The sequence below is a fragment of the Rhodococcus sp. IEGM 1408 genome, assembly GCF_033142235.1.
In the GTDB taxonomy this organism is placed as follows: domain Bacteria; phylum Actinomycetota; class Actinomycetes; order Mycobacteriales; family Mycobacteriaceae; genus Dietzia.
The window spans coordinates 307,143-330,032 of record NZ_JAWLRW010000002.1; the positions used below are offsets into that span (position 1 = coordinate 307,143).

A 22,890-nucleotide genomic window follows, 5' to 3' on the forward strand; every position below is an offset into this window, starting at 1 on the left:
GGCGCGCAGACCACACCCGGGCCCCCCGCAATCCCCACCAGAGCGGGGACCTCTATATCCCTGGGGGGCCCGTTCCGCCCCCCCCCCCGCGCCGGGGCCCGGTGACCCGGGGCCCCCGGCTCGGAGGGGTTCTTTCCAGGCAATTCAGTGCTGCTCACCCGGACGAGCGTAGTCGATCTACCACCGCAGACTGCGGTCGAGTCGGCCCCGCCCGATCAGCTCAGCGCTTCTCCTTGATCTTGGCCTTCTTGCCGCGGAGATTACGCAGGTAGTAGAGCTTGGCGCGACGGACGTCGCCGCGCACCAGGACGTCGATCTTGTCGATGGTGGGCGAGTGCACCGGGAAGGTGCGCTCGACGCCGACGCCGAAGGAGATCTTGCGGACGGTGAAGGTCTCGCGGACGCCGCCGCCCTGGCGACGGATCACGACGCCCTTGAAGACCTGGACACGCTCCTTGGAGCCCTCGATGACCTTGACGTGTACGTCGAGGGTGTCGCCGGGCCGGAACGCCGGGATGTCGTCGCGGAGCGACTTGTTGTCGATGAAGTCGAGAGTGTTCATTGAGTTCCTCAGATGTCAGGAATTGAGGACAGAGGACCCTGGCGCCCGCCGTCAGGCAGGTCGACCGGTTCGTGCCCCGGATCAGCGCGACCGTCCGCGGGCGCACGGATGCGCCCGAATGGTCAACCTCGCTAGTGTGCCATCCCCGGAGCACCCGACCCAAATCAGTGGGTGCCGGGTTCGAAGCCGAACCGGGCGAGCGCCTCGCGGTCCTTGACGTCGAGGTCGGCACCGGCGAGGAGGTCGGGACGGCGCGCCGCGGTGCGGAGCAGCGATTCGTCCCGGCGCCACCGCACGATCCGGGCGTGATCACCACTCTTGAGGACCTCGGGAACGGCCCGGTCCCGCCACACCTCCGGACGCGTGTAACTGGGCCCCTCGAGCAGACCGTCGGAGAACGAGTCCTCCTGGTGGCTGCGCTTGTTGCCCAGGACGCCGGGCAGGAGTCTGACCACGGCCTCCGCGATGACCAGCACGGCGACCTCGCCCCCGATCAGCACGTAGTCGCCGATGCTGACCTCCTCGACGTCCATCCGTCCGGAGGCCTCGTCCACCACGCGCTGGTCGATGCCCTCGTAGCGACCGCAGGCGAAGAGCAGGTGGCGCCTCTCCGCGTAGCGGTGGGCGTCAGCCTGGGTGAAAGGCCGACCGGCAGGCGTCGGGACGATCAACAGGGGGCGATTCCCCGGATCCGCCTCGTTCATCGGGACCAGCTCGTCGAGCGCCTCACCCCACACCGTCGGCCGCATGACCATGCCGGGTCCGCCGCCGAACGGGGTGTCATCGACGGACCGGTGCACGTCGTGGGTCCAGGTCCGGAGGTCGTGGACGCCAACCTCGAGGATTCCGCGGTCGATCGCGCGCCCGAGCAGTGCCAGCCGGAGCGGGTCGAGGTAGTCGGGAAAGACGGTGACGACGTCGAGACGCATCAGCGGTCCGGAGACCCCCTCGTCAGGATTCGTCATGACGACCCCAGGTCTAGCAGCCCTTCCGGTGGGTCGATGACGCAGGTGCCGGCTCCGAGGTCCACTTCGGGCACGATGTCGGTGACGAAGGGCACCAGCGCGTCGCTGCCGTCCGAGAGCCGGATGCTCAGCAGTTCGCCGCCCGGGGTGTGGATGACTTCCGTGACCTCGCCGAGCTGTGCTCCGGCGGTGTCGAGGACCCGGAGTCCCTCGAGTTGGTGGTCGTGGAACTCGTCCGGGTCGTCGTTCTCCGGCAGGGCGTCGGAGTCCACGAGCAGGAGCGTCCCGCGCAGTGCGTCCGCCGTGTCCCGGTCGTTCACACCCTCGAGGCGCACGAGAAGCCGCCCGGAATGATCCCGGGCGGCTTCTACGACGACCTCTCGGTCGGTGGCCTTGGGCCCCTTGCCCGTGCGTCCGACCAGGCGCGCACCCACGGCGAACCGGTCTCCCGGCGAGTCCGTGCGCACGTCCACCACCAGTTCACCGCGGATGCCGTGTGACTTGACTACGCGTCCCACGACGAGCTCCATGGTGTCCTTCCGGTTGGGGCGATCCGAACAGTTCTAGCGGTCGGTGTCGACCACGTCGACCCGGACATCGGGTCCGCCGACGGCGGAGACGATCGTCCGGATCGCCGAGGCCGTGCGACCACCGCGGCCGATAACGCGTCCGAGGTCATCGGGCGCGACGGCGACGCGGATCACGGTGCCGCGCCGGCCGCCACTCGACTCGACGGAGACCGCGTCGGGGTCCGACACGATTCCGCGGACGAGGTGGTCGACGGCATCGACGACCATGTCACTCATCTGTCTCAGGCCTCGGGCGTCTCGGCGTCGGCCGGCGCGGCCTCGGCGGACTCGCCCTCGGCTGCGGCAGCCTTGGCGGCCTCTTCAGCCTTCTTGGCGTCGTCGGCGGCCTTCTTGGCCTCGTCAGCCTTCTTGGCCTTCTCGGCCTTGCGCTTGGCGGTGATGGCCTCGGCGGTCGGCTCGCCCTGGGCATCCTCGAGCGCCTTGTTGAACAGGTCCAGCTTGCTGGGCTTGGGCTCGGCCACGCGGAGGGTGCCCTCGGTGCCCTCGAGGCCCTTGAACTTCTGCCAGTCACCGGTGATCTTCAGCAGGGCGGCAACAGCCTCGGTGGGCTGCGCGCCCACGCCGAGCCAGTACTGCGCACGCTCGGAGTCGATCTGGATGAAGCTCGGCTCCTCCTTCGGGCGGTAGAGACCGATGGTCTCGACGGCGCGCCCGTCACGACGGTTGCGGGCATCGGCGATGATCACGCGGTACTGCGGGTTGCGGATCTTGCCGAGGCGGGTGAGCTTGATCTTGACGGCCATGGGTCGTCTCGCTTTCTGTTGCGGGTCACGTGGCGATTCAGCGACTCCCGCGGGTGTGCGGGGTCCGGTTTCGCCTTGTGGGTGACCGCCGGTCGGCACGGGACCAACCGGCTCACGCCGGCAGGACCCACCGATGACGGCGTCCAGCGGACCAGTCTAAACGCCGCCACTGCCCTGATCCCAATCGGACCTGATCCCCGATCGGCCCTGGCACCGATCGCCAGGGCCCGGACCGGACCGGTCAGCGCTTGGGGAACTTCAGGTCGTTGAGGTCCAGACCCTCGAGACCCGGCGGGAGCTTGTCGAGTCCGGGCGGCATCTGCGACAGGTCCGGCATCCCGCCCGGGGGCAGCCCCGGCATCCCCGGCATCCCCGGCATCCCGCCGGGCATCATCGCCCTGTTCTTGGACTGCGTCGGTCCGCGCCCCTTGCCCTTGCCCTTCTTGCCCTTGCGCTGGTTCTTCTTTCCGGCACCGGGCATGCCCATCTGACCCGCCATCCGGCTCATCATCTTGCGGGCCTCGAAGAACCGGTCCACCAACTGGTTGACGTCGGTCACCGTGACGCCGGAGCCCTTGGCGATGCGCTGCCGGCGGGATCCGTTGATGATCTTGGGATCGGCGCGCTCCCCCGGGGTCATGCCCCGGATGATCGCCTGGATGCGGTCCAGGTACTTCTCGTCGATGTCCCCGACGGCGGCCTTCATCTCCTTGCCGCCCGGCAGCATGCCCAACAGGTTCCCGATGGGACCCATCTTGCGGATCATGAGCATCTGGTTGAGGAAGTCCTCGAGGCTGAGCTCCCCCGAGCCGATCTTGGCGGCGGTCTTCTCGGCCTCCTCGGCGTCGAATACCGTCTCGGCCTGCTCGATCAGCGAGAGCACGTCGCCCATGCCGAGGATCCGGCTGGCCATCCGCTCGGGGTGGAAGACGTCGAAGTCCTCGAGCTTCTCGCCGTCGGAGGCGAACATGATCGGCGTACCGGTGAGCTCGCGGACGCTCAGCGCGGCGCCGCCGCGCGCATCGCCGTCGAGCTTGGTCAGCACGACGCCGGTGAAGCCGACGCCTTCGCGGAAGGCCTCGGCGGTCACCACGGCGTCCTGGCCGATCATCGCGTCCAGGACGAAGAAGGTCTCGTCGGGCTGGACCGCGTCGCGGATGCCCCTGGCCTGGGCCATGAGTTCGTCGTCGATACCCAGTCGACCGGCGGTGTCGACGATCACCACGTCGTGCATCTTGGCGCGGGCGTGCGCGAGACCCCGCTGGGCCACTGACACCGGCTCCTGCACCCCCACGACCTCGCCGTCGCCGCCCACCGACGTGCCGGGGTGCGGGGCGAAGACCTGGACGCCGGCGCGCTCGCCGACGATGCGGAGCTGGTCCACGGCGCCCGGTCGCTGGAGGTCGCAGGCCACCAGGAGCGGGGTGTGACCCTGGCCCTTGAGCCAGTGGGCGAGCTTGCCGGCGAGGGTGGTCTTACCCGCACCCTGCAGGCCCGCGAGCATGATCACCGTCGGGGGCTGCTTGGCAAAGTCGATGCGGCGGACCTCGCCGCCGAGGATGGCGGTGAGCTCGGCGTCGACGATCTTGACGACCTGCTGCGCGGGGTTGAGCGCCTCGGAGACCTCGGAGCCCTTGGCCCGCTCCTTGACCCTGGCGATGAAGGTGCGCACGACGGGCAGCGCGACGTCCGCCTCGAGCAGCGCCAGGCGGATCTCACGGGCCGTCGCGTCGATGTCGGCGTCGCTGAGCCGGCCCTTTCCGCGCAGGTCCTTGAGCGCACCTGTCAGGCGATCGGACAAGGAATCGAACACGGCTACAGCTCCCTGGTTCGCGGGCCGGGAGCGCGGGGATCCCGGCGTCGTCGGCGACGACTGCTCACAGGGTATCGGCATGCCCGCCGAGCGGCGTGGCTGGATCCGGTCGGGGCAGCAGCGACTCGACTTCCGTGGCCGTCCCCAGGACCGCTCCCGGGCCCGACAACGCGAACACGTCCTCGACGGCCGCGCCCCGGGTGCGCACCACCACCCAGTCGATCCTGGCCCCGGTGTTCACGATCGCCGCGACTATCCGCGCGAACAATCCCGGCCGATCCTCCGACCGCACCTCGAGGAGGATCCCGTCGGCATCGCTGCGGCGGGTAACCAGAACGGATGATCTGGCCTGCGCCGGTCCCAACGGGTGGGCGATACTCCGCTCCAGGGCCGCACGGAGCTGTGCCGAGAGCCCGGAGTCGACCGCCCTGCGCAGGTCCTGGCGCAGCAGTCGCGGGTCCGCGGGGTCGCCGAAGCGGGTGGAGACGGTCATCCTCGCGCGCATCCCGCCGGGCGGTCGAAGGTCGACCTCGGCGTCGACGATCTCCAGGCGGTGCGCGGCGAGTACCTCCGCGGTGACCGCGAGCGATCTCCCCCCGCCGGGGACGACCAGCGTGACCTCGTGGTTCGACCCGGTCCCCGCGGTGCTGAGATCCACGACGACATCGGGCGGTCCGTGCGGCCGGGTGGCGTCCACCTTCGGGGCCTCGACGGGCCCGGGCACGGACTCGAACCGGTGGCGGCACGCGTCCACCAACGCCGCGTGCGCCCTCTCCCGACCAGGGGTCCAGACCGTCGGGCCCGTGGCCATCGAGTCCACCTCGGTGAGCGCGGCGAGCACGTCGAGCGCGGTCGCGTCGCCCTCGAGCGCGGCCGACACCTCGTCGACCGTGTCCGGATCCGAGGGATCGCGACGCACCGCGGTCGCGGCGAGCAGCAGGTGGTGCCTGACGATCCGGACGAGCGTGTCCACGTCGTCGACGGCGAGCCCCATCCGCCGCGCGATCGGCCCCACGATCTCGGCGCCGTTCACACTGTGGTCCCCGTCGCGGCACTTGCCGAGGTCGTGCAACAGCGCCGCCAGCAGGAGCAGATCGGCCCGCGCCACGGAGGTGGTGAGGCGGGACGCCTCGACCGCCGTCTGGACCAGGTGACGGTCGACTGTGTACACGTGGGACCGGTCCCGGGACGGCAGGTCCCTGACACCCGACCACTCGGGCAGGATCCGCTCCCACAGCCCGCTGCGGTCGAGGGCCTCGATCACCGGGAGCTGCGCCTCGCCGGAACCCAGGAGGACGAGCAGGTCCGAGAGTGCCTCGGCGGGCCACTGACCCTCCGGCGCCGGAGAACGTTCCACGAGCACGCCGAGCGTCGAGCCCGCGATGGGGAGGCGGAACCGGGCGGCGGCGGCGGCCATGCGCAGCGGCAGCCACGGGTCCTCCCCGACCCGTGCGTCCCTCGCGAGCGCCACCTCGCCCGCATGCTCCACCACCCCGTCGTCGAGCGGACGCCGCACCGGCGACCTGCGCAGCAGCCCGGAGAGTCCCCGGGAGGACAGGGTCGCGCACGACCCGCGGATAGCCTGATCCGCGGTGAACGCGATGGTCCGCGACGCGTCGCTCAGGGCGCGCGCGAGATCGAAGCGGTCGCCCAGCCCGAGCGCCTGCCCCACCTCGTCGCCGTACTGGGCGTGGAGGACCTCCCGGCCCCGCCCACTGGCCCGGTGGAGTTCGGTCCGCGCGTCCAGGACCAGCCGATGGGCGGCCGCCATCCCCCCCGGCACGGCCGGTCGGCCGTCGCTGAGGTGGGCGACGGCCAGAGCCGACACGAGCTGCGAGTCACGGAGCCCGCCCACTCCGTTCTTGAGGTCCGGTTCGATGCGGTGGGCGATCACCCCCGACCGGTGCCGGCGCGCGCCGGCCGCGGCCACCAGGTCGTCGAACCGGGACGCGATCTGGTCCCGCCACTGGCGCCGGGCCCCGTTCACCACGAGCGCCCCGAGGTCCGCATCACCGGCGATCACCCGGCAGTCCAGCAGGCTCAGCCCCACCGAGACATCCGAGGCCGCCACCGAGAGGCATTGGTCCACCGTCCGCACGCTGTGGTCCAGGGCCACCCCGGAGTCCCACAGGGGGTACCACAGGGCGTCGGCGAGTTCGCCGACATCACGGCCGGGGCGACGCTCGTGGATCAGCACCAGATCCAGGTCCGAGTACGGCAGCACCTCTCGCCGACCGAGCCCGCCGAGCGCCACCAGCGCGAACCCGGAGTCCGGGCCGATCCCCGCGTCCTCCGCGAGCCGTCCCAGCTCGATCTCGTAGAGCTCGCACAGGGCCTCTCGGAGTGCGGCGGCCGACAGGCTCTCCCGCGAAGCGGAGAGGATCTTCTCGCGCCCGTCCCGGAGCGCCGTGGCGCGCCTGCCGTCCGCTGTCGCGGTCATGGAAGTCCCCTCGTCGTCATAGGTCGTGTCCCAGCCTGTCGCGGCCGTGTCACACGCACGGGGCCTGCGTGTTTCACTTCTGTGAACGAGTCCGCACACACGACGGCGCGGCCGGCCCCCGTGTCGGGGGTCGACCGCGCAGCAGCGGTGAACCGGTCAGATGGCGGCCTCGCCCGCCTCGCCTGTACGGACCCGCACGATGCTCTCGACAGGGGTCACCCACACCTTGCCGTCGCCGATCTTCCCGGTCCGGGCGGCGTCGACGATCAGCTGGATCACCGTGTCGAGTGAATCATCGTCCACCACCACCTCGACCCGGATCTTGGGCACGAAGTCCACGGCGTACTCGGCGCCACGGTAGACCTCTGTGTGTCCCTTCTGACGGCCGTAGCCCTGGACCTCGCTGATGGTGAGTCCGTGGATACCCGCTTGTTCGAGGGCGGCCTTGACGTCGTCGAGTGTGAACGGCTTGACGATCGCGGTGACGAGCTTCATATCTGGACTTCCTTTCGCAGTTGTCGGCTCAACGGATGAGCGCGTTGGTGGAGGCCTCGTACGCGGTCTCCGCGTGCTCGGCGCCGTCGATGCCGGACTGCTCGTCCGTCTCGCTGATGCGCCAGCCCAGCGGGCGGCAGATGACGTAGGCGATCGCGGTCATGATGCCGGTGAACACGAGGGCGACCAGGGCGATGACGATCTGGACGATGAGCAGCCGCCACCCGTCCGCCGAGTAGAACACGCCGGCATCCGTGCCGAAAGTACCGGTGGCCAGGAGGCCGATGGAGATGGTGCCCCAGAGACCGGCCACGAGGTGGACACCCACGACGTCGAGGGAGTCGTCGTACCCGAACTTGTGCTTGAGCCCCACGGCGAGGGCACACAGTGCACCGGAGATCGCACCGACGGCGATCGCACCCAGGGGGTGCACCGAACCGGCGGCCGGGGTGATGGCCACCAGGCCGGCGACGACGCCCGAGGCGGCGCCGAGACTGGTCGCGTGTCCGTCCCGGATCCGCTCGGTGAGGAGCCAGCCGAGCATCGCGGCGGCGGTCGCGACGGTGGTGTTGATCCAGGCCAGACCTGCGGCCCCGTTGGCGCCGAACGCCGAACCGGCGTTGAACCCGAACCACCCGAACCACAGGAGGGCAGCACCGAGCATGACGAGCGGGAGGCTGTGCGGCCGGAACGCGGTGCGCCCGAAGTCGTAGCGCTTGCCGATCAGGAGGACGAGGACCAGCGCGGCCATACCGGCGTTGATGTGGACCACGGTGCCGCCCGCGAAGTCGACCGGGGCGACGGCCGCGGCGAGTCCGCCCTCACCGTCGTCGACGGTACCGAAGATCATCGACGCCAGGCCGTTCTCGGAACCCGAGAGGAGCCCGCCACCCCACACCATGTGGGCGAGCGGGAAGTACGCCAGCGTGACCCAGACGCCCACGAAGACCAGCCAGGTGCCGAACTTCACGCGCTCGGCGATCGCACCCGAGATGAGGGCGACGGTGATGATCGCAAAGGTGACCTGGAAAGCCACGTCGACGACCTGGGGATAGGCGCCCAAGCTGGACACCATCCAGTTCTCCGCGTCACCGATCACGCCGGCCAGGCCGAACATCTCGAAGGGGTTGGCGAACACCCCGAGAACCGACTGCGTGCCGTAGGACATCGACCAACCCCACAGCACGTAGACGACGCCGACGACGCCCATCGCGCCGAACGACATCATCATCATGTTGAGCACTGACCGCTGGCGTGTCATACCGCCGTAGAACAAGGCCAGCGCAGGCGTCATGAGCAACACCAGGGATGCCGCCATCAGCATCCAGGCGGTGTCTCCCGCACTGATCTCCGTCGTCGTCGCCTCCTGGGCGAGCAACAGGACACTGTCACCTATCACCGTGAGGTCCTCCTCGTCTCCGCGGTGAGCGTCTGGTCGCTCACCCTCGGGACATAAGATTTCCGTTCCGGTGTTGCGGCGGGTGTGCGGCGTTGTTTCATCCCTGTTACGTGGTGCGGTGCCGCGTTCCGGTCATGTGTCCTGGACGCCCGGAGGCCCTGGCTGCGGGTGTTCTAGATCCCGAGCAGCGCGTCGACGAAGGCCTCCGGGGTGAACGGCGCCAGATCGTCGGCGCCCTCCCCCAGCCCGACGAGCTTGACCGGGACGTCGAGCTCGTGCTGGACCTGGAACACGATCCCGCCCTTGGCGGTGCCGTCGAGCTTGGTGAGCACCACACCGGTGATGTCCACGACGTCCTTGAACACCCGCGCCTGCATGAGACCGTTCTGCCCGGTGGTCGCATCGATCACCAGCAGCACCTCGTCCACGGGGGTCTTCTTCTCCACCACCCGCTTGACCTTGCCGAGCTCGTCCATCAGCCCGGTCTTGGTGTGCAGACGACCGGCGGTGTCCACGAGGACGGCGTCGACCCCGGTCTCGATGCCCCGGGCGACGGCGTCGAACGCCACCGACGCGGGATCCGCCCCCTCCCTGCCGCGCACGACCTCGGCGCCCACGCGCTCGGCCCAGGTCTGGAGCTGGTCGGCGGCGGCGGCGCGGAAGGTGTCCGCTGCGCCCAGGAGGATGTTGCGGCCATCGGCCACCAGGACGCGGGCGAGCTTGCCGGTCGTGGTGGTCTTACCGGTGCCGTTGACGCCGACGACGAGGATGACAGCCGGCTTGCCGTTGTTCGGCAGCGCGCGCAGCGAGCGGTCGTACTCCGGGTGCAGGTTGTCCACGAGGGCCTGCCGGAGCAGATCCCGCACCTCGGCCTCCGTCCGGATCTGACGGGTCGCGATGTCCGCGCGCAGGCGGTCCACCACACGCTGCGTCACCGTCGATCCGAGATCGGCCATGATCAGCGTGTCCTCGATCTCCTCCCACGCGTCCTCGTCGAGGTCGCCCGCACCCAGCAGCCCCAGCAGCCCCTGGCCCACCGTGCTCTGGGAACGGGCGAGCCTGCCCCGGAGGCGGTCGAGGCGACCGGCTGACGGGTCGATCCGCTCGACGGGGGCCACGGGCGCGGGGGCGCCGCTGATCTCCACCGCCGGCGGCGCGGGGATCTCGGCGTCGGGGACGTCGGCAGGCACCACCACGGGTTGGACCGGGGCGGGCTCCACGACGACCGTGTCCGCGCTCGTCCCGGGCGCGATGTCGGGCTCGGGCGCGGGCGCCTGCGGCTCCGCTGCCGGTCGCGGCTCCGCTGCCGGCTCCACTGCCGGTCGCGGTTCCACTGCCGGTCGCGGCTCTGCCGTGGGACGGGTCTCGGGCCGCGTCACCGGGCCCGGGGACGGTGCCGCCTCCCGGGGCAGGGGCTCTTTCGGGAGCGCCGCGGTCGCGGTGCTGCCGGCCGGGGTGAAGGAGAAACCGGTCCCGGCCTGATAGTTGCCCGAGCGCTCCTCCCGGGTGAGCTCCCTGCGTTCCTCCGGCCTGCTCAGGGAGATCTGCCGCTTCTTCCGGAGCTGAAGCCCCACGACGAGCGCGATGACGGCCAGCAGAATGACGACGGCGACGGCGACGATGATCCAGGTGGTGGTATTCACGATGCCCAGTATGGACGACTGCACCTCGCTGGCCGACTGCACCTGTGACGATCGCCGATCCCGGGAGACGCGCGCACCTAGACTCGGACACGTGACACGAGGAGGTGCGCGCGAGTGACCGAGGTCGACGCCGGGGCCCCCTCTTCCATCCACCTCCCCACCTGGATGGTCAAGTTCGTCATGGCGGTCACCGGCCTGCTCTTCACCGCGTTCGTGGTGGTCCACATGATCGGCAACCTCAAGGTCTTCGGCGGTGCGGCCGGATTCGACGGTTATGCGGTCTGGCTTCGGACCCTCTTCTATCCGCTGGTCCCCCACGGCGGCGTGTTGTGGCTGCTGCGAGTGGTCCTGGTGCTGGCCCTGGTGGCGCACGTCGCGTGCTCCGTGGTGCTGGTCCGCCGCTCCCGCGCGGCCGCGGGTCCGCATCGGCGCCGGACCGGGTTCACCCTCGCGTCGTTCGGGGCGCGGAGCATGCTGCTCACCGGTGTGGTGCTGCTGCTCTTCGTGGTCGTCCACATCCTGGACATGACCACCGGCACGGCACCGGTGGCCCCGGAGACCTTCTCCGCCGGATCGGCCCACGCCAACCTGGTGGCGAGCTTCTCCCGGCCGTTCGTCGCCGCCTTCTACGGGATCACCATGCTGCTGCTCGCGGTGCACGTCGCCCACGGAGTCCGCACGAGCGCCGGAGACCTCGGCGTGACCGGGGTCCGGGCCCGCTCGGTCGTCGCGATCGTGGGCGGGATCGCGGCCGTGGCGGTCCTGCTGGGCAACGCCGCGATCCCCCTGGCGGTCCAACTCGGGTGGCTCTCATGACCTTCACCCCACCGCCGGTCACGGTTCCCGGCGCCCGCGTCGGGGAGATCCTGGCCCCGGGGACCCCCGAGGGCGACCCGGCCACCGCCTGGGCCCGCCGCAGGGACGACTACGGGCTGGTCTCCCCCGGAAACCGGCACCGCTTCCACGTGATCGTGGTGGGAACCGGTCTGGCCGGGGCGGGCGCCGCCGCGGCGTTGGGCGAGCTCGGCTACCGGGTCACCGCGCTGACCTATCACGACGCGCCGCGACGCGCGCACTCCGTCGCCGCGCAGGGCGGCATCAACGCGGCGCGCGCCCGGCGGGTCGACGGCGACTCGCTCACCCGGTTCGTCCGCGACACCGTCAAGGGCGGCGACTTCCGCGGACGCGAGGCCGAGGCGTACCGGCTGGGCGAGGAGTCGGTGCGCGTCATCGACCACTTCGCCGCGATCGGGACCCCCTTCGCCCGCGAGTACGGCGGGGTGCTCGCCACCCGGTCGTTCGGCGGCGTCCAGGTCTCGCGCACCTACTACTCCCGGGGCCAGACCGGGCAGCAGCTCCAGATCGCTGGCGTGCAGGCCATGGCGCGCCAGATCAGGGCGGGGACCGTGACGTTGCACACCCGCCACGAGATGCTCGACCTCGTCGTCGACGACTCCGGGTGCCACGGGGTGGTGGTCCGCGACCTCGTCTCCGGGGACATCCGCGCCGTGACCGCCCACGCGGTCGTCCTGGCGACCGGGGGGTACGGCAACGTCTTCCACGACTCGACGCTCGCGGTGAACTCCAACGCCTCGGCGGTGTGGCGCGCCCACCAGCGGGGGGCGCTGTTCGCGTCGCCGTCGTTCGTCCAGTTCCATCCCACCGCCCTGCCCAAGGACACGGCCTGGCAGGCCAAGACCATCCTCATGAGCGAGTCCCTGCGCAACGACGGCCGGATCTGGGTGCCGCTGCGCGAGGGAGAGGATCGCGCCCCGGGCGACATCCCCGACGCCGAGCGCGACTACTTCCTCGAGCGTCGGTACCCGGCGTTCGGCAACCTCGTCCCCCGCGACGTGGCCTCGCGGGCGATCACCGCGGAGATCCGCGCCGGCCGCGGGGTGGGTCCGCGCTCGAACTCGGTGTACCTGGACCTCCGGGACGCCCTGGCCCGCGACGGCCGCGAACAGATCACCGAGCGCTACGGCAACCTGATGCAGCTGTACTCCCACGCCACCGGCGAGGACCCGTACGCCGTGCCGATGCGCATCGCCCCCACCTGCCACTTCACCATGGGCGGGCTGTGGAGCAGCTACGACCTGCAGACCTCGATCCCCGGGCTGTTCGTGGGCGGCGAGTGCGGCTGGAACTACCACGGCGCCAACCGGCTCGGGGCCAACTCCCTGCTCAGCGCCAGTGTGGACGGCTGGTTCACCCTGCCGCACTCGGTGCCGGCGCACCTGTCCACGCGCCTCGGTCAGGACCCACCGGACGACGACGACGAGGTGGTCACCACGGCGGTGGGCCGCGCCCGGGACCGCGTGGACGCCCTCCTGGCGGTGGGCGGGACGACCGGACCCGGGGACTTCCACCGGGAGCTCGGCGAGATCCTCTACGCCGGTTGCGGGGTGTCGCGGACGGCCGCGAGCCTCTCCACGGCGATCGATCGCATCCGCGACCTGCGGTCCCGGTTCTGGTCCGATCTCCGGGTGACCGGCTCCGGTCAGCACCTCAACCAGGTGCTCGAGCTGGCCGGCCGGGTGGCCGACTACCTCGAGTTGGCCGAACTGATGTGCATCGACGCCCTGGACCGCGACGAATCCTGCGGGGCGCACTTCCGGGACGAGCACCAGACCTCAGGCGGGGAGGCGCTGCGCCGGGACGACACCTGGTGCTTCGCCTCCGCCTGGGGATCCGACGGCGACGACCGCGGCGGCCCGCGCACCTTCACCCGTCATGCCGAACCGCTCGACTTCTCCGCCGTCGGGCTCACCACGAGGGACTACCGATGAAGCTCAACCTGCGCGTCTGGCGCCAGACCGGGCCCGAGGACACCGGCCGGTACGAGCGCTACGAGGTCCCCGACGCCGAGCCGGAGATGAGCGTGCTCGAACTGCTCGACACCCTCAACAGCGGCCTTCTCGACGCCGGCGAGGAGCCCGTGGCCTTCGACTCCGACTGCCGCGAGGGCATCTGCGGTGCCTGCGGCGTGACCGTCGACGGGCGCCCGCACGGCCCGGCCGAGAACACGCCCTCGTGCCACCAGCGGCTGGCCGGCTACGCCGACGGCGACACCCTCCGCATCGAGCCCCTGCGCGCGGCCGTGTTCCCCGTGATCCGCGATCTCGTGGTGGACCGGTCCGCGCTGGACCGGGTCGGCGAGGCCGGCGCGCACGTCGGGATCCCCGCCGGAACGGCGCCGGACGCCGACTCCCAACTCCAGGACCACGATGCGGCGGAGACCGCGCTGGATTTTGCCGCCTGCATCGGGTGCGGCGCGTGCGTGGCCGCCTGCCCGAACGGCTCGGCCGCCCTGTTCGTGGGCGCCAAGCTCGGGCACCTGGCGCTGATGCCGATCTCGAGCCGGGACCGCGCGCCGCGCGCCCGCGAGATCACCCGCGCGGCAGAGGAGGAGTTCGGCTCCTGCGGCCTCTACGGCGAGTGCGCCCGGGTGTGCCCGGCGGGGATCCCGCTGCGCGCGACCGGCGTGGTCAACCGGGAGCGGCTGCGCGCGGTGTTCAGGCGGTCCTGACCGGCCGTGCCGGTGCCGGTGCCGGTGCCGGTGACCGTCAGCGCATGCGCTGGGAGATCACCTTGGAGATGCCGTCGCCCTGCATGGACACGCCGTAGAGCACGTCGGCCACGTCCATCGTGGGCTTCTGGTGGGTGATCACGATGAGCTGGCTGGTCTCCCGCAGCTGCTCGAACAGCCCGATGAGCCTGCGCAGGTTGGTGTCGTCGAGCGCGGCCTCGACCTCGTCCATCACGTAGAACGGGCTGGGTCGGGCCTTGAAGATCGCCACGAGCATCGCCACGGCCGTCAGGGACTTCTCGCCGCCGGAAAGCAGCGAGAGGCGCTTGACCTTCTTGCCCGGCGGCCGGGCCTCGACCTCGATGCCGGTCGCGAGCATGTCGCCGGGGTCGGTGAGGATCAGCCGGCCCTCGCCGCCGGGGAACAGCACGGAGAACACGTCGCGGAACTCGCGCTCGACGTCCACCCAGGCCTCGGTGAAGATCTGCTCGATCCTCGCGTCCACGTCGTCGATCACCCCCTCGAGGTCCGTGCGGGCCTTCTTGACGTCGTCGAGCTGGGTGGACAGGAATGCGTACCGCTCCTCGAGCGCGGAGAACTCCTCCAGTGCCAGGGGGTTGACCTTGCCCAGGGTGGCCAGGTCCTTCTGCGCCAGCTTGAGTCGCCGCTCCTGCTCGGCGCGCACGAACGGCATGGGCGGGGGCGGGGTCACGTCTTCGCCGCGCTCGCGGGCGGCCTCGTACTCCGCCATCTCCAGGGCGGACGGCGGCAGGCCGACCTCGGGGCCGTAGTCCGCGACCAGCGCCCCGGGCTCGATCCCGTGCCGCTCCAGTACCGCGGCCTCCAGCTCGGAGACCTTGACCTCGAGCTGCGCGCGGACGATTTCGTCGCGGTGCGCGGCGTCCCCCAGCCTGGTGACCTCGGCATCCGCCCGCGCCAGCTCGGTGCGGAGCGAGGCCACGCGCGAGGTGGCCTCCGACCGCCCGGCCGACAGCCGGTCCCGCTCGGCGCCCGCCGAGGCGATCAGCTCGTCCAGCCTGGCCAGCAGGCGCACGCTCAACTCGTCCACCACGCCGGCGACCTCGGCCCCGCGGCGTCGCGTGGCGGCGGCCCGGGCGGCCCGCGCCCGGGACTCCCTCTCCGCCTGAGCCGCCCTGCGCAACGACGCGGACTTCCCGCGGACCCCGGCGGCGCGTTCCTCGGCGGACCGGTGCGCCAGCCTGGCCTCGAGTTCGACCCCCCGGGCAGCCGCGACGGCGGCCTGCGCGGCGACCCGACCGTCATCCGCCGGAAGCCGGCCCTCGTCGTCGTCGTCCCCGGCGCGCGCCAGGCGGTCGGTGAGCTCGGCGTGCTCGGCGCGGGAGGCGTCGAGCTTGTCGACGGCCATCCGCCGCGTCTGCTCCAGGCGCCGCACCTCGTGCTCCGCGCGGCGGCGGCGGGTGCCGATCCGCGCGAGCTCGGCGTAGGTCTCCTCGATCGCGGCGTCCGACTCGGTGATCGCGGCCAGGGACTCGGAGAAGCGGTCCGCCCGCTCCACGTCCTCGGCCTCGGCTCCCGCGAGCTCGGCGCGGGTGGTCTCGATCTCGGCGCGCACGGCGTCCCGCTCGACCACGGCCGCGTCGATCGCGGACTGGATCTCGAGCCCCGTCCGCCCGGTGGCCGAGCCGCCGATGGCCCACCCCGCACCGGCCAGCTCGCCGTCCCGGGTCACCGCCCGGACCCGCCGGTCGGCCTCCACCTGGGCGTGCGCGACCTCGAGGTCGTCCACCACCACCACGTCGACCAGCAAGGCGGTGACGGCGGCGACCAGATCCCCCGGCACCGTCACCACGTCCAGCGCCCAGCGGGCGCCGTCGACCAGGTCCACCGCCAGGCGGTAGTCACCTCCGGCGACCCCGCGGCCCACCAGCCCGGCGCGCCCGGCGTCGGCCTCGCGCAGGGCCGCCAGGACCGACCGGCGGTCCACCCCGGCCTCCACGACGACCGCGTCCACGGCGGGGCCCAGCGCCACACCGACCGCGCGCTCCCACCCGTTCTCCACGCCCAGGAGCTCGCCCACCGTCCCCGCGACGGTGTCGGTCCCCAGGTGGCCGAGCACCCATTCGGCCCCGTCCCCGGCGCCCTTGTTCTGCTCGAGGGCCTCGATCCGGGCGGCCAGACCGGCGATCCGCTGGTCCGCCTCGCGCTCGATCCCCCGGAGCTCGGCCAGGCGGGCGCGCGCCGCGAGGTGCGCGCGCTCGGCCCGACCCAGGTGGTCGTCGAGGGTCCGCTCGCCCTCGGAATGCGCGCCCACGCGGGCGTGGACGGCGTCGAACTCGGCCTCCGCGTCCGCCACCGCGGCGCGGGCGCTCCTCGCTTCCGCATCCACGCGGACGATCTCCGCCTCGGTCGACTCGACCCGCGCGGCCAGGGTCTCGACCTTGCCCGCGAGCCGGGCGACCCCCTCGCGCCGGTCGGCGATCGCGCGGACCGCCTTGAGGTGCTCGGCCTCGAGCCCGGCCAGTTCCGCCTCCGCCGCCCTGAGGGAATCTGTCGCGCGACGGGCTTCGGCTGCGGCGCGCTCCACCTCCGCCGCGAGCTCCCGTTCCTGGGTGGCGGCCCGCTCGGCCTGGCGGTCCAACTCGTCGGGGTCGGTGCCGTGGTGGACGGCCGTCTCGGCGGCGAGGGACCGCGCCCGGTCCGCCGCGATACGGGCGGTGGCGCGGGCACGCTCGGCCATCGTGGACAACGCGAACCACCGGTGCTGGGCGGCGTCGGCCTCGGGCGTGAGCCTGTCGAGCTCGGTCTGGGTGTCCGCGACCGCTGTCGCCAGTTCATCGCGGCGCCGGGCGGCCGCGGCCACCTGGCCGGTGAGCTGCGAGCGCACGCTCTCGGCGTCCGCGAGTTCAGCGCGTCGGGTCACCAGGTCGTCGGCCGCCAGCCGGAAGGTCGCGTCGCGGAGGTCGGCCTGGACGGACTGCGCGCGACGCGCCACCTCGGCCTGCCGCCCCAGTGGCTTGAGCTGACGTCGGAGCTCGCCGGTCAGATCGCTCAGCCGGTCGAGGTTGCCCTGCATCCCGGCCAGCTTGCGCTGCGCCTTCTCCTTGCGCCGGCGGTGCTTGAGGATCCCGGCGGCCTCCTCGATGAAGGCGCGGCGTTCCTCGGGCTTGGACTCCAGGATCTCGGCGAGCTTGCCCTGGCCCACGATCACGTGCATCTCGCGACCGATCCCGGAGTCCGAGAGCAGCTCCTGCACGTCCATCAGGCGGGCGCGGTCACCGTTGATCTCGTACTCGGCCGCCCCGTCGCGGAACATCCGCCGGGTCAGCGAGACCTCGGCGTAGTCGATCGGCAGGGTGCCGTCCGAGTTGTCGAGGGTGAGCGTGACCTCGGCCCGGCCGAGCGGCGCCTTCCCGGCGGTACCGGCAAAGATCACGTCCTGCATCTTGCCGCCGCGCAGCGTCTTGGCGCTGTGCTCGCCCATCACCCAGCTGAGCGCGTCCACGACGTTGGATTTGCCGGATCCGTTGGGGCCGACCACACAGCAGATCCCGGGCTCGAACTTCAGCGTCGTGGGCGCTGCGAAGGACTTGAAGCCCTTGAGCGTCAACGACTTGAGATACATGGGGTCCGATCCTAGGTCAGCGCTCGACGAATCCCGTCACGCCGCCGCGGGCCGGCTCCCAGGTGTCGACGACGAGGTCCACCACTCCGGGGGGTCCGCCACCGCGCAGGAGTTCCAACAGGGCCCGGCACGCCGACTCCGGGCCCTCGGCCACCACGTGGACCCGCCCGTCCGGCTTGTTGGTGGCGTAACCGGTCAGGCCGAGTTCGAGTGCGCGGCTGCGGGTCCACCAGCGGAAGCCCACGCCCTGGACGCGGCCGTGGACCCAGGCGACCATGCGGACCTGGTCGTGCGCGGGCGTGGTCACGTTGCGCTCGGGTCCGTCGCTGTCCCCGAACCTGACTCCGTGTCGGATCCCGTCTCGAACCCGAGCTCGATCTCCGTCCCGGCCTCCAGGGTCCTCCCGACCGTGCAGGCCTTGTCGACCGACCGCCGCACCATGTCGAGCAGCCGCTCGCGCATGGCCGGGTCGAGTCCGGAGAGGTCCAGCTCGTAGGTCTCCTCCAGATGCGGGTACCGCTCGACCTCGCGGTCGGCGTGGCCGGCGATGCGGACGGTGGCGGCGTAGTCGTCCCCGAGGCGGCGGGAAAGGGTGAAGTCCGACGACATCGCGGTGCACGCCCCGAGCGCGACCTTCAGGAGCTCACCCGGCGTGAACGCGCCCTCGACATCGGCGGAGCCGACCTCAACCGTGGCGCCCCGGGAATTGTGGCCGACGTACCGGCGGGTCCCGGTCCGCTCGACCCACAGCTCGGCGGCGGGCTGTGACTGCTGCGAGGACTTGTTTGTGCTGGTCTCGTTCATCCCGGTCTCGTCCATGCTGGTCATCGTACCGAGCGGCCCGGTAGCGAGCGGCCCGGCACCGAGCGGCCGCCCGCCCGGGCTCCGCTCCGGCGGGGCGGCACCTGGCACACGGGGCAGAAGTGCGAGCCGCGGTTCATGAAGTCCTCCCGGACCACCGCGGTTCCGCACCGGGAGCAGGGCTCCCCCGCCCGCCCGTAGACGTCGAGTGAGCGGTCGAAGTAGCCGGAGGCCCCGTTCACGTTGACGTACAGCGCGTCGAAGGACGTGCCGCCGGCGTCCAGGGCGTCGGACATCACGGAGCGGGCGTGATCGAGCACCCCCGCGACGGCGGTGAGGGTCAATGCGCCGGCGCGGCGCCGACCGTGGATCCCGGAACGCCACAGCGCCTCGTCGGCGTAGATGTTGCCGATGCCGGACACCACGGTCTGGTCCAGCAGGAGCCTCTTGATCTCGGTGTCCCGGCGGCGGATGGCGCGGGCCGTGGCCAGCGCGTCGAAGCCGGGCTCGAAGGGGTCGGCGGCCACGTGGGCGGCCGACGCCGGCAGGAGCACACCGGTGCCGTCGAGGGCCTCGGCCAGCGGCACCACGGTCCACCCACCGAATGTCCGCTGGTCCACGAAGCGCAGCTCGTTGCCGTCGTCCAGGACGGCCCGTGCGTGCATGTGCCGCACCGGCGGCGCGTCGGCGGTCGTCACGAGCATCTGCCCGCTCATCCCCAGGTGGACCAGCAGGCAGTCGGCTCCGGCCGTGTGGTCCCCGTCGAAGGTCAACCACAGGTACTTTCCGCGCCGCTGGGCCCCGGTCACCACCCGTCCGCGGAGGCGGTCGACGATCTCCGTCGGGCCGCCGGGTTGACGGCGGGCCGTACGGGCACCGGTCACCTCGACCCGGGTGATCCCCCGGCCCACCACGTGGGACTCCAGGCCTCGGCGCACCACCTCGACCTCGGGCAGCTCCGGCATCTCAGCCGACGGTCCGGCCCGGCGCGGTCTGGTCCAGGGCGGCCCAGGCCTGCTCGGCCGCCTTCTGCTCGGCCTCCTTCTTGGTCCGGCCGGCGCCCTGGCCCAGTGCCTCGTCGCCGACGAACACCACCGCGGCGAACAGCTTGTCGTGGTCCGGCCCGGTGGAGGTGATGGCGTACCGGACCCCGGCCCGTCCCAGCGCCGAGCTCTTCTCCTGCAGGCTCGTCTTCCAGTCCAGCGCGGCGCCGAGGGTCGGGACCACCCGGAGCCGCTCGCCGATGATCCGTTCGATGAGGACGCGGGCGACCTCGAGGCCGTGCGTGAGGTAGACGGCGCCGAACACCGCCTCGAGGGTGTCCGCGAGGATCGAGTGCTTGTCCTGTCCCCCGGTCAGCTCCTCGCCCCGGCCGAGGCGCAGATGCGCGCCCAGACCGCCGGGCCCCAGCTCACGGGCGATGTCCGCCAGGACATAGGTGTTGACCAGGCTGGCGCGGATCTTGGCCAGATCGCCTTCGGGCCGGTCCGGGTACTCGCCGTAGAGGTACTCGGTGACGATCAGTTCCAGGACGGCGTCCCCGAGGAACTCCAGGCGTTCGTTGTGTGGGAGCCCGCCGTGCTCGTAGGCGTAGGACCGGTGTGTCAGCGCCTGGGTGGCCAGCGGCTCGGGCAGCTCCACCCCGAGTACGGCGCCCAGTGCAGTGGACCCGCTAGTCACTCGGTCTCCTCGGCCGCCCCGGTGGTCCCGAACTTCTCCGCCAGCCCGGCCCACCGCGGATCGATCCGTCCCTCGGTGCTGCCGGAGATGCCGTCCGGCGCGGGGGTGTCGGGGTTGACGCACTCGTCGTGTCCGTAGTCGGTGCACGTGGGCGACATGGGGAATCTCAGACCGAACGCGTCCACCAGGGCCGGTTCCAGGTCGAGCAGGTCGCCGTCGAGCAGGCGCACGTCGTCCTCTTCGGCGCCGGCGGCCGTCGCGGTGCCCTCGGCGGCGTACATCTCCGTCAGGTAGACCGTGGACCCGGTGGTGAACCTGCCCAGGCACCGCGCGCACTCGACCTCGGCGTGCCCGGTGACCGACCCGGTGACCAGGACGCCCTCGTCGATGAAGGTCAGGGTGAGGTCCAGCTCGACCTCCGACTTCGCGGGGATCTTCATCAGCTCGACGCCGACGTTCGACGGCAGCACGGCCGACCGCTGCACCTGCGCCGTGGCGCCGGGGGTCCGGGCGACGGTGCGGGTGTCGAGGACGAGGGAATCGGCGGCCGGCCGAGGGTGGTGGCGGGGGGTGCGGGAGGAGGTGGACACGCCCTGCAGACTACCCGCCGGGGTCAGTAGTCCCCGTACCCGTCACCGTGACGCTCGTCCTCGCGGGCGGCGCGGCGGACGGGCGTCTCACGCCGCCCTGCCGGGGCGGCCCCGTGCAACTCGTCCCGGCCGCGCGCGACGGTCCGGATGGTCGAGGCGAGGAACTCCTCGAACGTGGCCATCTTGCCGTCGATGTAGGCGTCGCACTCCTCGCGCCGCCGCTCGCTCTCGGCGTGCGCGGCGTCGCGGACGCGTGCGGCCTCCTCGTCCGCGATCCGGACGACCTCGGACTCGGCGAGCATGCGTTGCTGCTCCTGCCGGGCCTCGGTGATCGTGCGGTCGTAGATGATGTTGGCCTGCTCCACGAGCCTGTCGGCCTCGGCCCGGGCGCGGGCGGTGGTCGACTCGGCGTCACGCCGGGAGCGGTCGAGCAGCTCCGCCGACTCGGCGCGGGCGTCGCCGACGAGTCCGTCGGCGTGCGCGGTGGCCTCGGCGACCATCCGGTCGGCTCGCGCCTTCCCGTCGGCGAGCATGGCGTCCGCGTCCTCGCGCGCCTCGCGGCGCGTGCGGTCGGCCTCCGCGTCAGCGGCGGCGACGGTGTCGCGGGCGGTGGCGTCCGCCTCGGCGAGCACCCGGTCGCGCTGGTCCAGCACGTCCTGAGCGTCGTCGAGTTCGCCGGGGAAGGAGTCCCGGATGTCGTCGAGCAACAGCAGGGACTCGTGCCTGGGCACCATGCAGTTCGCGGTCATGGGCAGACTGCGGGCGTCCTCGATCATCGCGTTCAGCTCGTCGAGGGCCTGGAACACTCGGTACACGCTCGTCCCTTCACCGGTTTGTCACACTTGCGCCCCCAGTGTGCCCGCAACGCGGGCCCCGGGGCCGGTGCGGCGGCGGTGTGTCCGTCGGTCGGGGTCGCGAGTCGCCCACGGGAGGCTCAGCCCGACCGCCCTCGATCAGCCCAGCCGGTCGGAGAGCGCCCGCGCGACGACGTCCGGCAGCAGGTGCGAGACGTCGCCGCCCAGGCGCGTGACCTCCCGGCACAGCGACGAGGACACGAACGACAGATCGGACCTGGTGGGCAGGAACACGGTGTCGATCCCGGAGATCGACCGGTTCATGTGCGCCATCGGCAGTTCATAGTCGTAGTCGGTGGAGTCCCGCAGGCCCTTGATCACGGCCGTCGCGCCCTGATCGCGGCAGTAGTCCACGAGCAGTCCGTAGAAGCTGTCCACCCGCACGCCGGGGATGTCCGCGCAGACCTCGGAGATCAACTCCGTGCGCTCGTCGATGGTGAAGGTGCCCTGCTTGTTGGGGTTGGCCACCACGCAGACGATCACGTCGTCGAACAGCGCCGCCGATCGGCGGATGATGTCCAGGTGCCCGAGGGTCACCGGATCGAAGGAGCCCGGGCAAACGACAGTCGTCATGGGGCGACCGTATCAACCGGCCTGGCCATCTCGACGGCGGTCTCGCCGTAGGTCCGCTCGAACTCGCGCTCGTATCCGTCGGGCCATCGCACCCCCGGGTCCCGCTTGGACCGCTCCCACACCACGAGCGCGTCCGCGGCCAGCCACCCGCCCTCCAGCAGCGCCTGCAGTACGGGGGCGTCGAGCGCTCCGGAACCCGCGTACGGCGGGTCGGCGAGCACCAGGTCGAAACCGCCCGCCACCGGGCAGGGTCCGGCGACCGCAGCCGGAAGCGCCGCCCGCCTGATGGTCGCCCGGGTCGACGGGAACGACGACGACAACCCGGTGGTGTTCTTCTTCAGGCAGGCCACGGCGCGGGGATTCTCCTCGATGAACCACGCCACGTCGGCACCACGCGAGACCGCCTCCAGCCCGAGCGCGCCGGATCCCGCGAACAGGTCGAGCACGGCTGCACCGGTGAGGTCCACGCGGCTGACGATCGCGCTGAACAGCGCCTCGCGGACGCGGTCGGTGGTGGGCCGGGTCCCCGCTGGCGGCACGGTGATCGACCGCCCACGCAGGCGGCCCGAGATGATGCGGGTCATGGTTCCCCTGGTTGTCGAGATGCTG

At 71.7% G+C, this 22,890-nt stretch carries 22 protein-coding genes; 3 read left to right on the forward strand and 19 right to left on the reverse strand.

The features are described from left to right. Nucleotides 1–220: 220 nt before the first annotated feature. From rplS to ftsY, 10 genes are all read right to left on the reverse strand, one after another. Nucleotides 221–562 (reverse strand): 50S ribosomal protein L19, encoded by a 342-nt coding sequence (gene rplS / locus R4P08_RS04280; RefSeq protein WP_317812516.1) that lies wholly within the window; start codon nucleotides 560–562, stop codon nucleotides 221–223. A 164-nt stretch (nucleotides 563–726) separates the two neighbouring features. Further along, nucleotides 727–1,491, reverse strand: a complete 765-nt coding sequence (gene trmD, locus R4P08_RS04285; RefSeq protein ID WP_317812720.1) for a tRNA (guanosine(37)-N1)-methyltransferase TrmD — start codon at nucleotides 1,489–1,491, stop codon at nucleotides 727–729. A gap of 32 nt (nucleotides 1,492–1,523) precedes the next feature. Beyond that, nucleotides 1,524–2,057, reverse strand: coding sequence for a ribosome maturation factor RimM (gene rimM / locus R4P08_RS04290; protein WP_317812517.1), 534 nt, complete (start codon nucleotides 2,055–2,057; stop codon nucleotides 1,524–1,526). 33 nt (nucleotides 2,058–2,090) lie between these two features. Then, a complete protein-coding gene (locus tag R4P08_RS04295; RefSeq protein ID WP_317812518.1) occupies nucleotides 2,091–2,333 on the reverse strand; it encodes an RNA-binding protein in 243 nt (80 codons plus the stop codon). 5 nt (nucleotides 2,334–2,338) lie between these two features. Next, nucleotides 2,339–2,860 carry a 30S ribosomal protein S16 gene (gene rpsP / locus R4P08_RS04300; protein WP_317812519.1) on the reverse strand — a complete coding sequence of 174 codons (522 nt, stop codon included), beginning with the start codon at nucleotides 2,858–2,860 and terminating at the stop codon, nucleotides 2,339–2,341. A gap of 241 nt (nucleotides 2,861–3,101) precedes the next feature. After that, entirely contained in the window at nucleotides 3,102–4,673 is a 1,572-nt protein-coding gene (ffh, locus tag R4P08_RS04305) for a signal recognition particle protein (RefSeq protein ID WP_317812520.1), read from the reverse strand. 64 nt (nucleotides 4,674–4,737) lie between these two features. Beyond that, entirely contained in the window at nucleotides 4,738–7,113 is a 2,376-nt protein-coding gene (locus tag R4P08_RS04310; RefSeq protein ID WP_317812521.1) for a [protein-PII] uridylyltransferase, read from the reverse strand. Nucleotides 7,114–7,269: 156 nt separating this feature from the next. After that, nucleotides 7,270–7,608 (reverse strand): P-II family nitrogen regulator, encoded by a 339-nt coding sequence (locus tag R4P08_RS04315; RefSeq protein WP_317812522.1) that lies wholly within the window; start codon nucleotides 7,606–7,608, stop codon nucleotides 7,270–7,272. 28 nt (nucleotides 7,609–7,636) lie between these two features. After that, a complete protein-coding gene (locus tag R4P08_RS04320; RefSeq protein WP_317812721.1) occupies nucleotides 7,637–8,932 on the reverse strand; it encodes an ammonium transporter in 1,296 nt (431 codons plus the stop codon). A gap of 248 nt (nucleotides 8,933–9,180) precedes the next feature. Continuing rightward, entirely contained in the window at nucleotides 9,181–10,650 is a 1,470-nt protein-coding gene (gene ftsY / locus R4P08_RS04325; protein WP_317812523.1) for a signal recognition particle-docking protein FtsY, read from the reverse strand. Nucleotides 10,651–10,764: 114 nt separating this feature from the next. Here ftsY and R4P08_RS04330 point away from each other — a divergent pair, with 114 nt between their 5' ends. The 3 genes from R4P08_RS04330 to R4P08_RS04340 are packed head-to-tail and all read left to right on the forward strand — an operon-like array spanning nucleotide 10,765 to nucleotide 14,179. After that, nucleotides 10,765–11,466 (forward strand): succinate dehydrogenase, encoded by a 702-nt coding sequence (locus R4P08_RS04330; protein WP_317812524.1) that lies wholly within the window; start codon nucleotides 10,765–10,767, stop codon nucleotides 11,464–11,466. Further along, on the forward strand, nucleotides 11,463–13,439 hold the full coding sequence (locus tag R4P08_RS04335) for a fumarate reductase/succinate dehydrogenase flavoprotein subunit (protein WP_317812525.1): 1,977 nt from the start codon (nucleotides 11,463–11,465) through the stop codon (nucleotides 13,437–13,439). The genes R4P08_RS04330 and R4P08_RS04335 overlap by 4 nt, the downstream gene beginning before the upstream one ends. Continuing rightward, the gene (locus tag R4P08_RS04340) at nucleotides 13,436–14,179 is read left to right on the forward strand and encodes a succinate dehydrogenase/fumarate reductase iron-sulfur subunit (RefSeq protein WP_317812526.1); all 744 of its coding nucleotides are present in this window, start codon (nucleotides 13,436–13,438) and stop codon (nucleotides 14,177–14,179) included. Before R4P08_RS04335 ends, R4P08_RS04340 begins: the two co-directional genes overlap by 4 nt. Nucleotides 14,180–14,216: 37 nt before the next feature. On the opposite strand, the gene smc is transcribed toward R4P08_RS04340, so the two are convergent. The 9 genes from smc to rsmD form a co-directional block, all read right to left on the reverse strand. Beyond that, nucleotides 14,217–17,783 carry a chromosome segregation protein SMC gene (gene smc, locus R4P08_RS04345; RefSeq protein WP_317812527.1) on the reverse strand — a complete coding sequence of 1,189 codons (3,567 nt, stop codon included), beginning with the start codon at nucleotides 17,781–17,783 and terminating at the stop codon, nucleotides 14,217–14,219. Nucleotides 17,784–17,799: 16 nt separating this feature from the next. After that, nucleotides 17,800–18,090 (reverse strand): acylphosphatase, encoded by a 291-nt coding sequence (locus R4P08_RS04350; RefSeq protein WP_317812528.1) that lies wholly within the window; start codon nucleotides 18,088–18,090, stop codon nucleotides 17,800–17,802. Further along, nucleotides 18,087–18,587, reverse strand: coding sequence for an OsmC family protein (locus R4P08_RS04355; RefSeq protein WP_317812722.1), 501 nt, complete (start codon nucleotides 18,585–18,587; stop codon nucleotides 18,087–18,089). Before R4P08_RS04355 ends, R4P08_RS04350 begins: the two co-directional genes overlap by 4 nt. Before the next feature lie 20 nt (nucleotides 18,588–18,607). Next, nucleotides 18,608–19,549: a bifunctional DNA-formamidopyrimidine glycosylase/DNA-(apurinic or apyrimidinic site) lyase gene (mutM, locus tag R4P08_RS04360; RefSeq protein ID WP_317812529.1), complete on the reverse strand. Its 942-nt coding sequence runs from the start codon at nucleotides 19,547–19,549 to the stop codon at nucleotides 18,608–18,610. Between the two features lies 1 nt (nucleotide 19,550). Further along, entirely contained in the window at nucleotides 19,551–20,264 is a 714-nt protein-coding gene (rnc, locus tag R4P08_RS04365) for a ribonuclease III (RefSeq protein WP_317812530.1), read from the reverse strand. Further along, nucleotides 20,261–20,854: a YceD family protein gene (locus R4P08_RS04370; protein ID WP_317812531.1), complete on the reverse strand. Its 594-nt coding sequence runs from the start codon at nucleotides 20,852–20,854 to the stop codon at nucleotides 20,261–20,263. Before R4P08_RS04370 ends, rnc begins: the two co-directional genes overlap by 4 nt. A gap of 23 nt (nucleotides 20,855–20,877) precedes the next feature. After that, a complete protein-coding gene (locus R4P08_RS04375; RefSeq protein WP_317812532.1) occupies nucleotides 20,878–21,669 on the reverse strand; it encodes a DivIVA domain-containing protein in 792 nt (263 codons plus the stop codon). A 138-nt stretch (nucleotides 21,670–21,807) separates the two neighbouring features. Then, complete coding sequence (coaD, locus tag R4P08_RS04380; RefSeq protein WP_317812533.1) at nucleotides 21,808–22,281, reverse strand: pantetheine-phosphate adenylyltransferase; 474 nt, start codon at nucleotides 22,279–22,281, stop codon at nucleotides 21,808–21,810. Continuing rightward, on the reverse strand, nucleotides 22,278–22,865 hold the full coding sequence (gene rsmD / locus R4P08_RS04385) for a 16S rRNA (guanine(966)-N(2))-methyltransferase RsmD (RefSeq protein WP_317812534.1): 588 nt from the start codon (nucleotides 22,863–22,865) through the stop codon (nucleotides 22,278–22,280). The genes coaD and rsmD overlap by 4 nt, the downstream gene beginning before the upstream one ends. Nucleotides 22,866–22,890 lie beyond the last annotated feature (25 nt).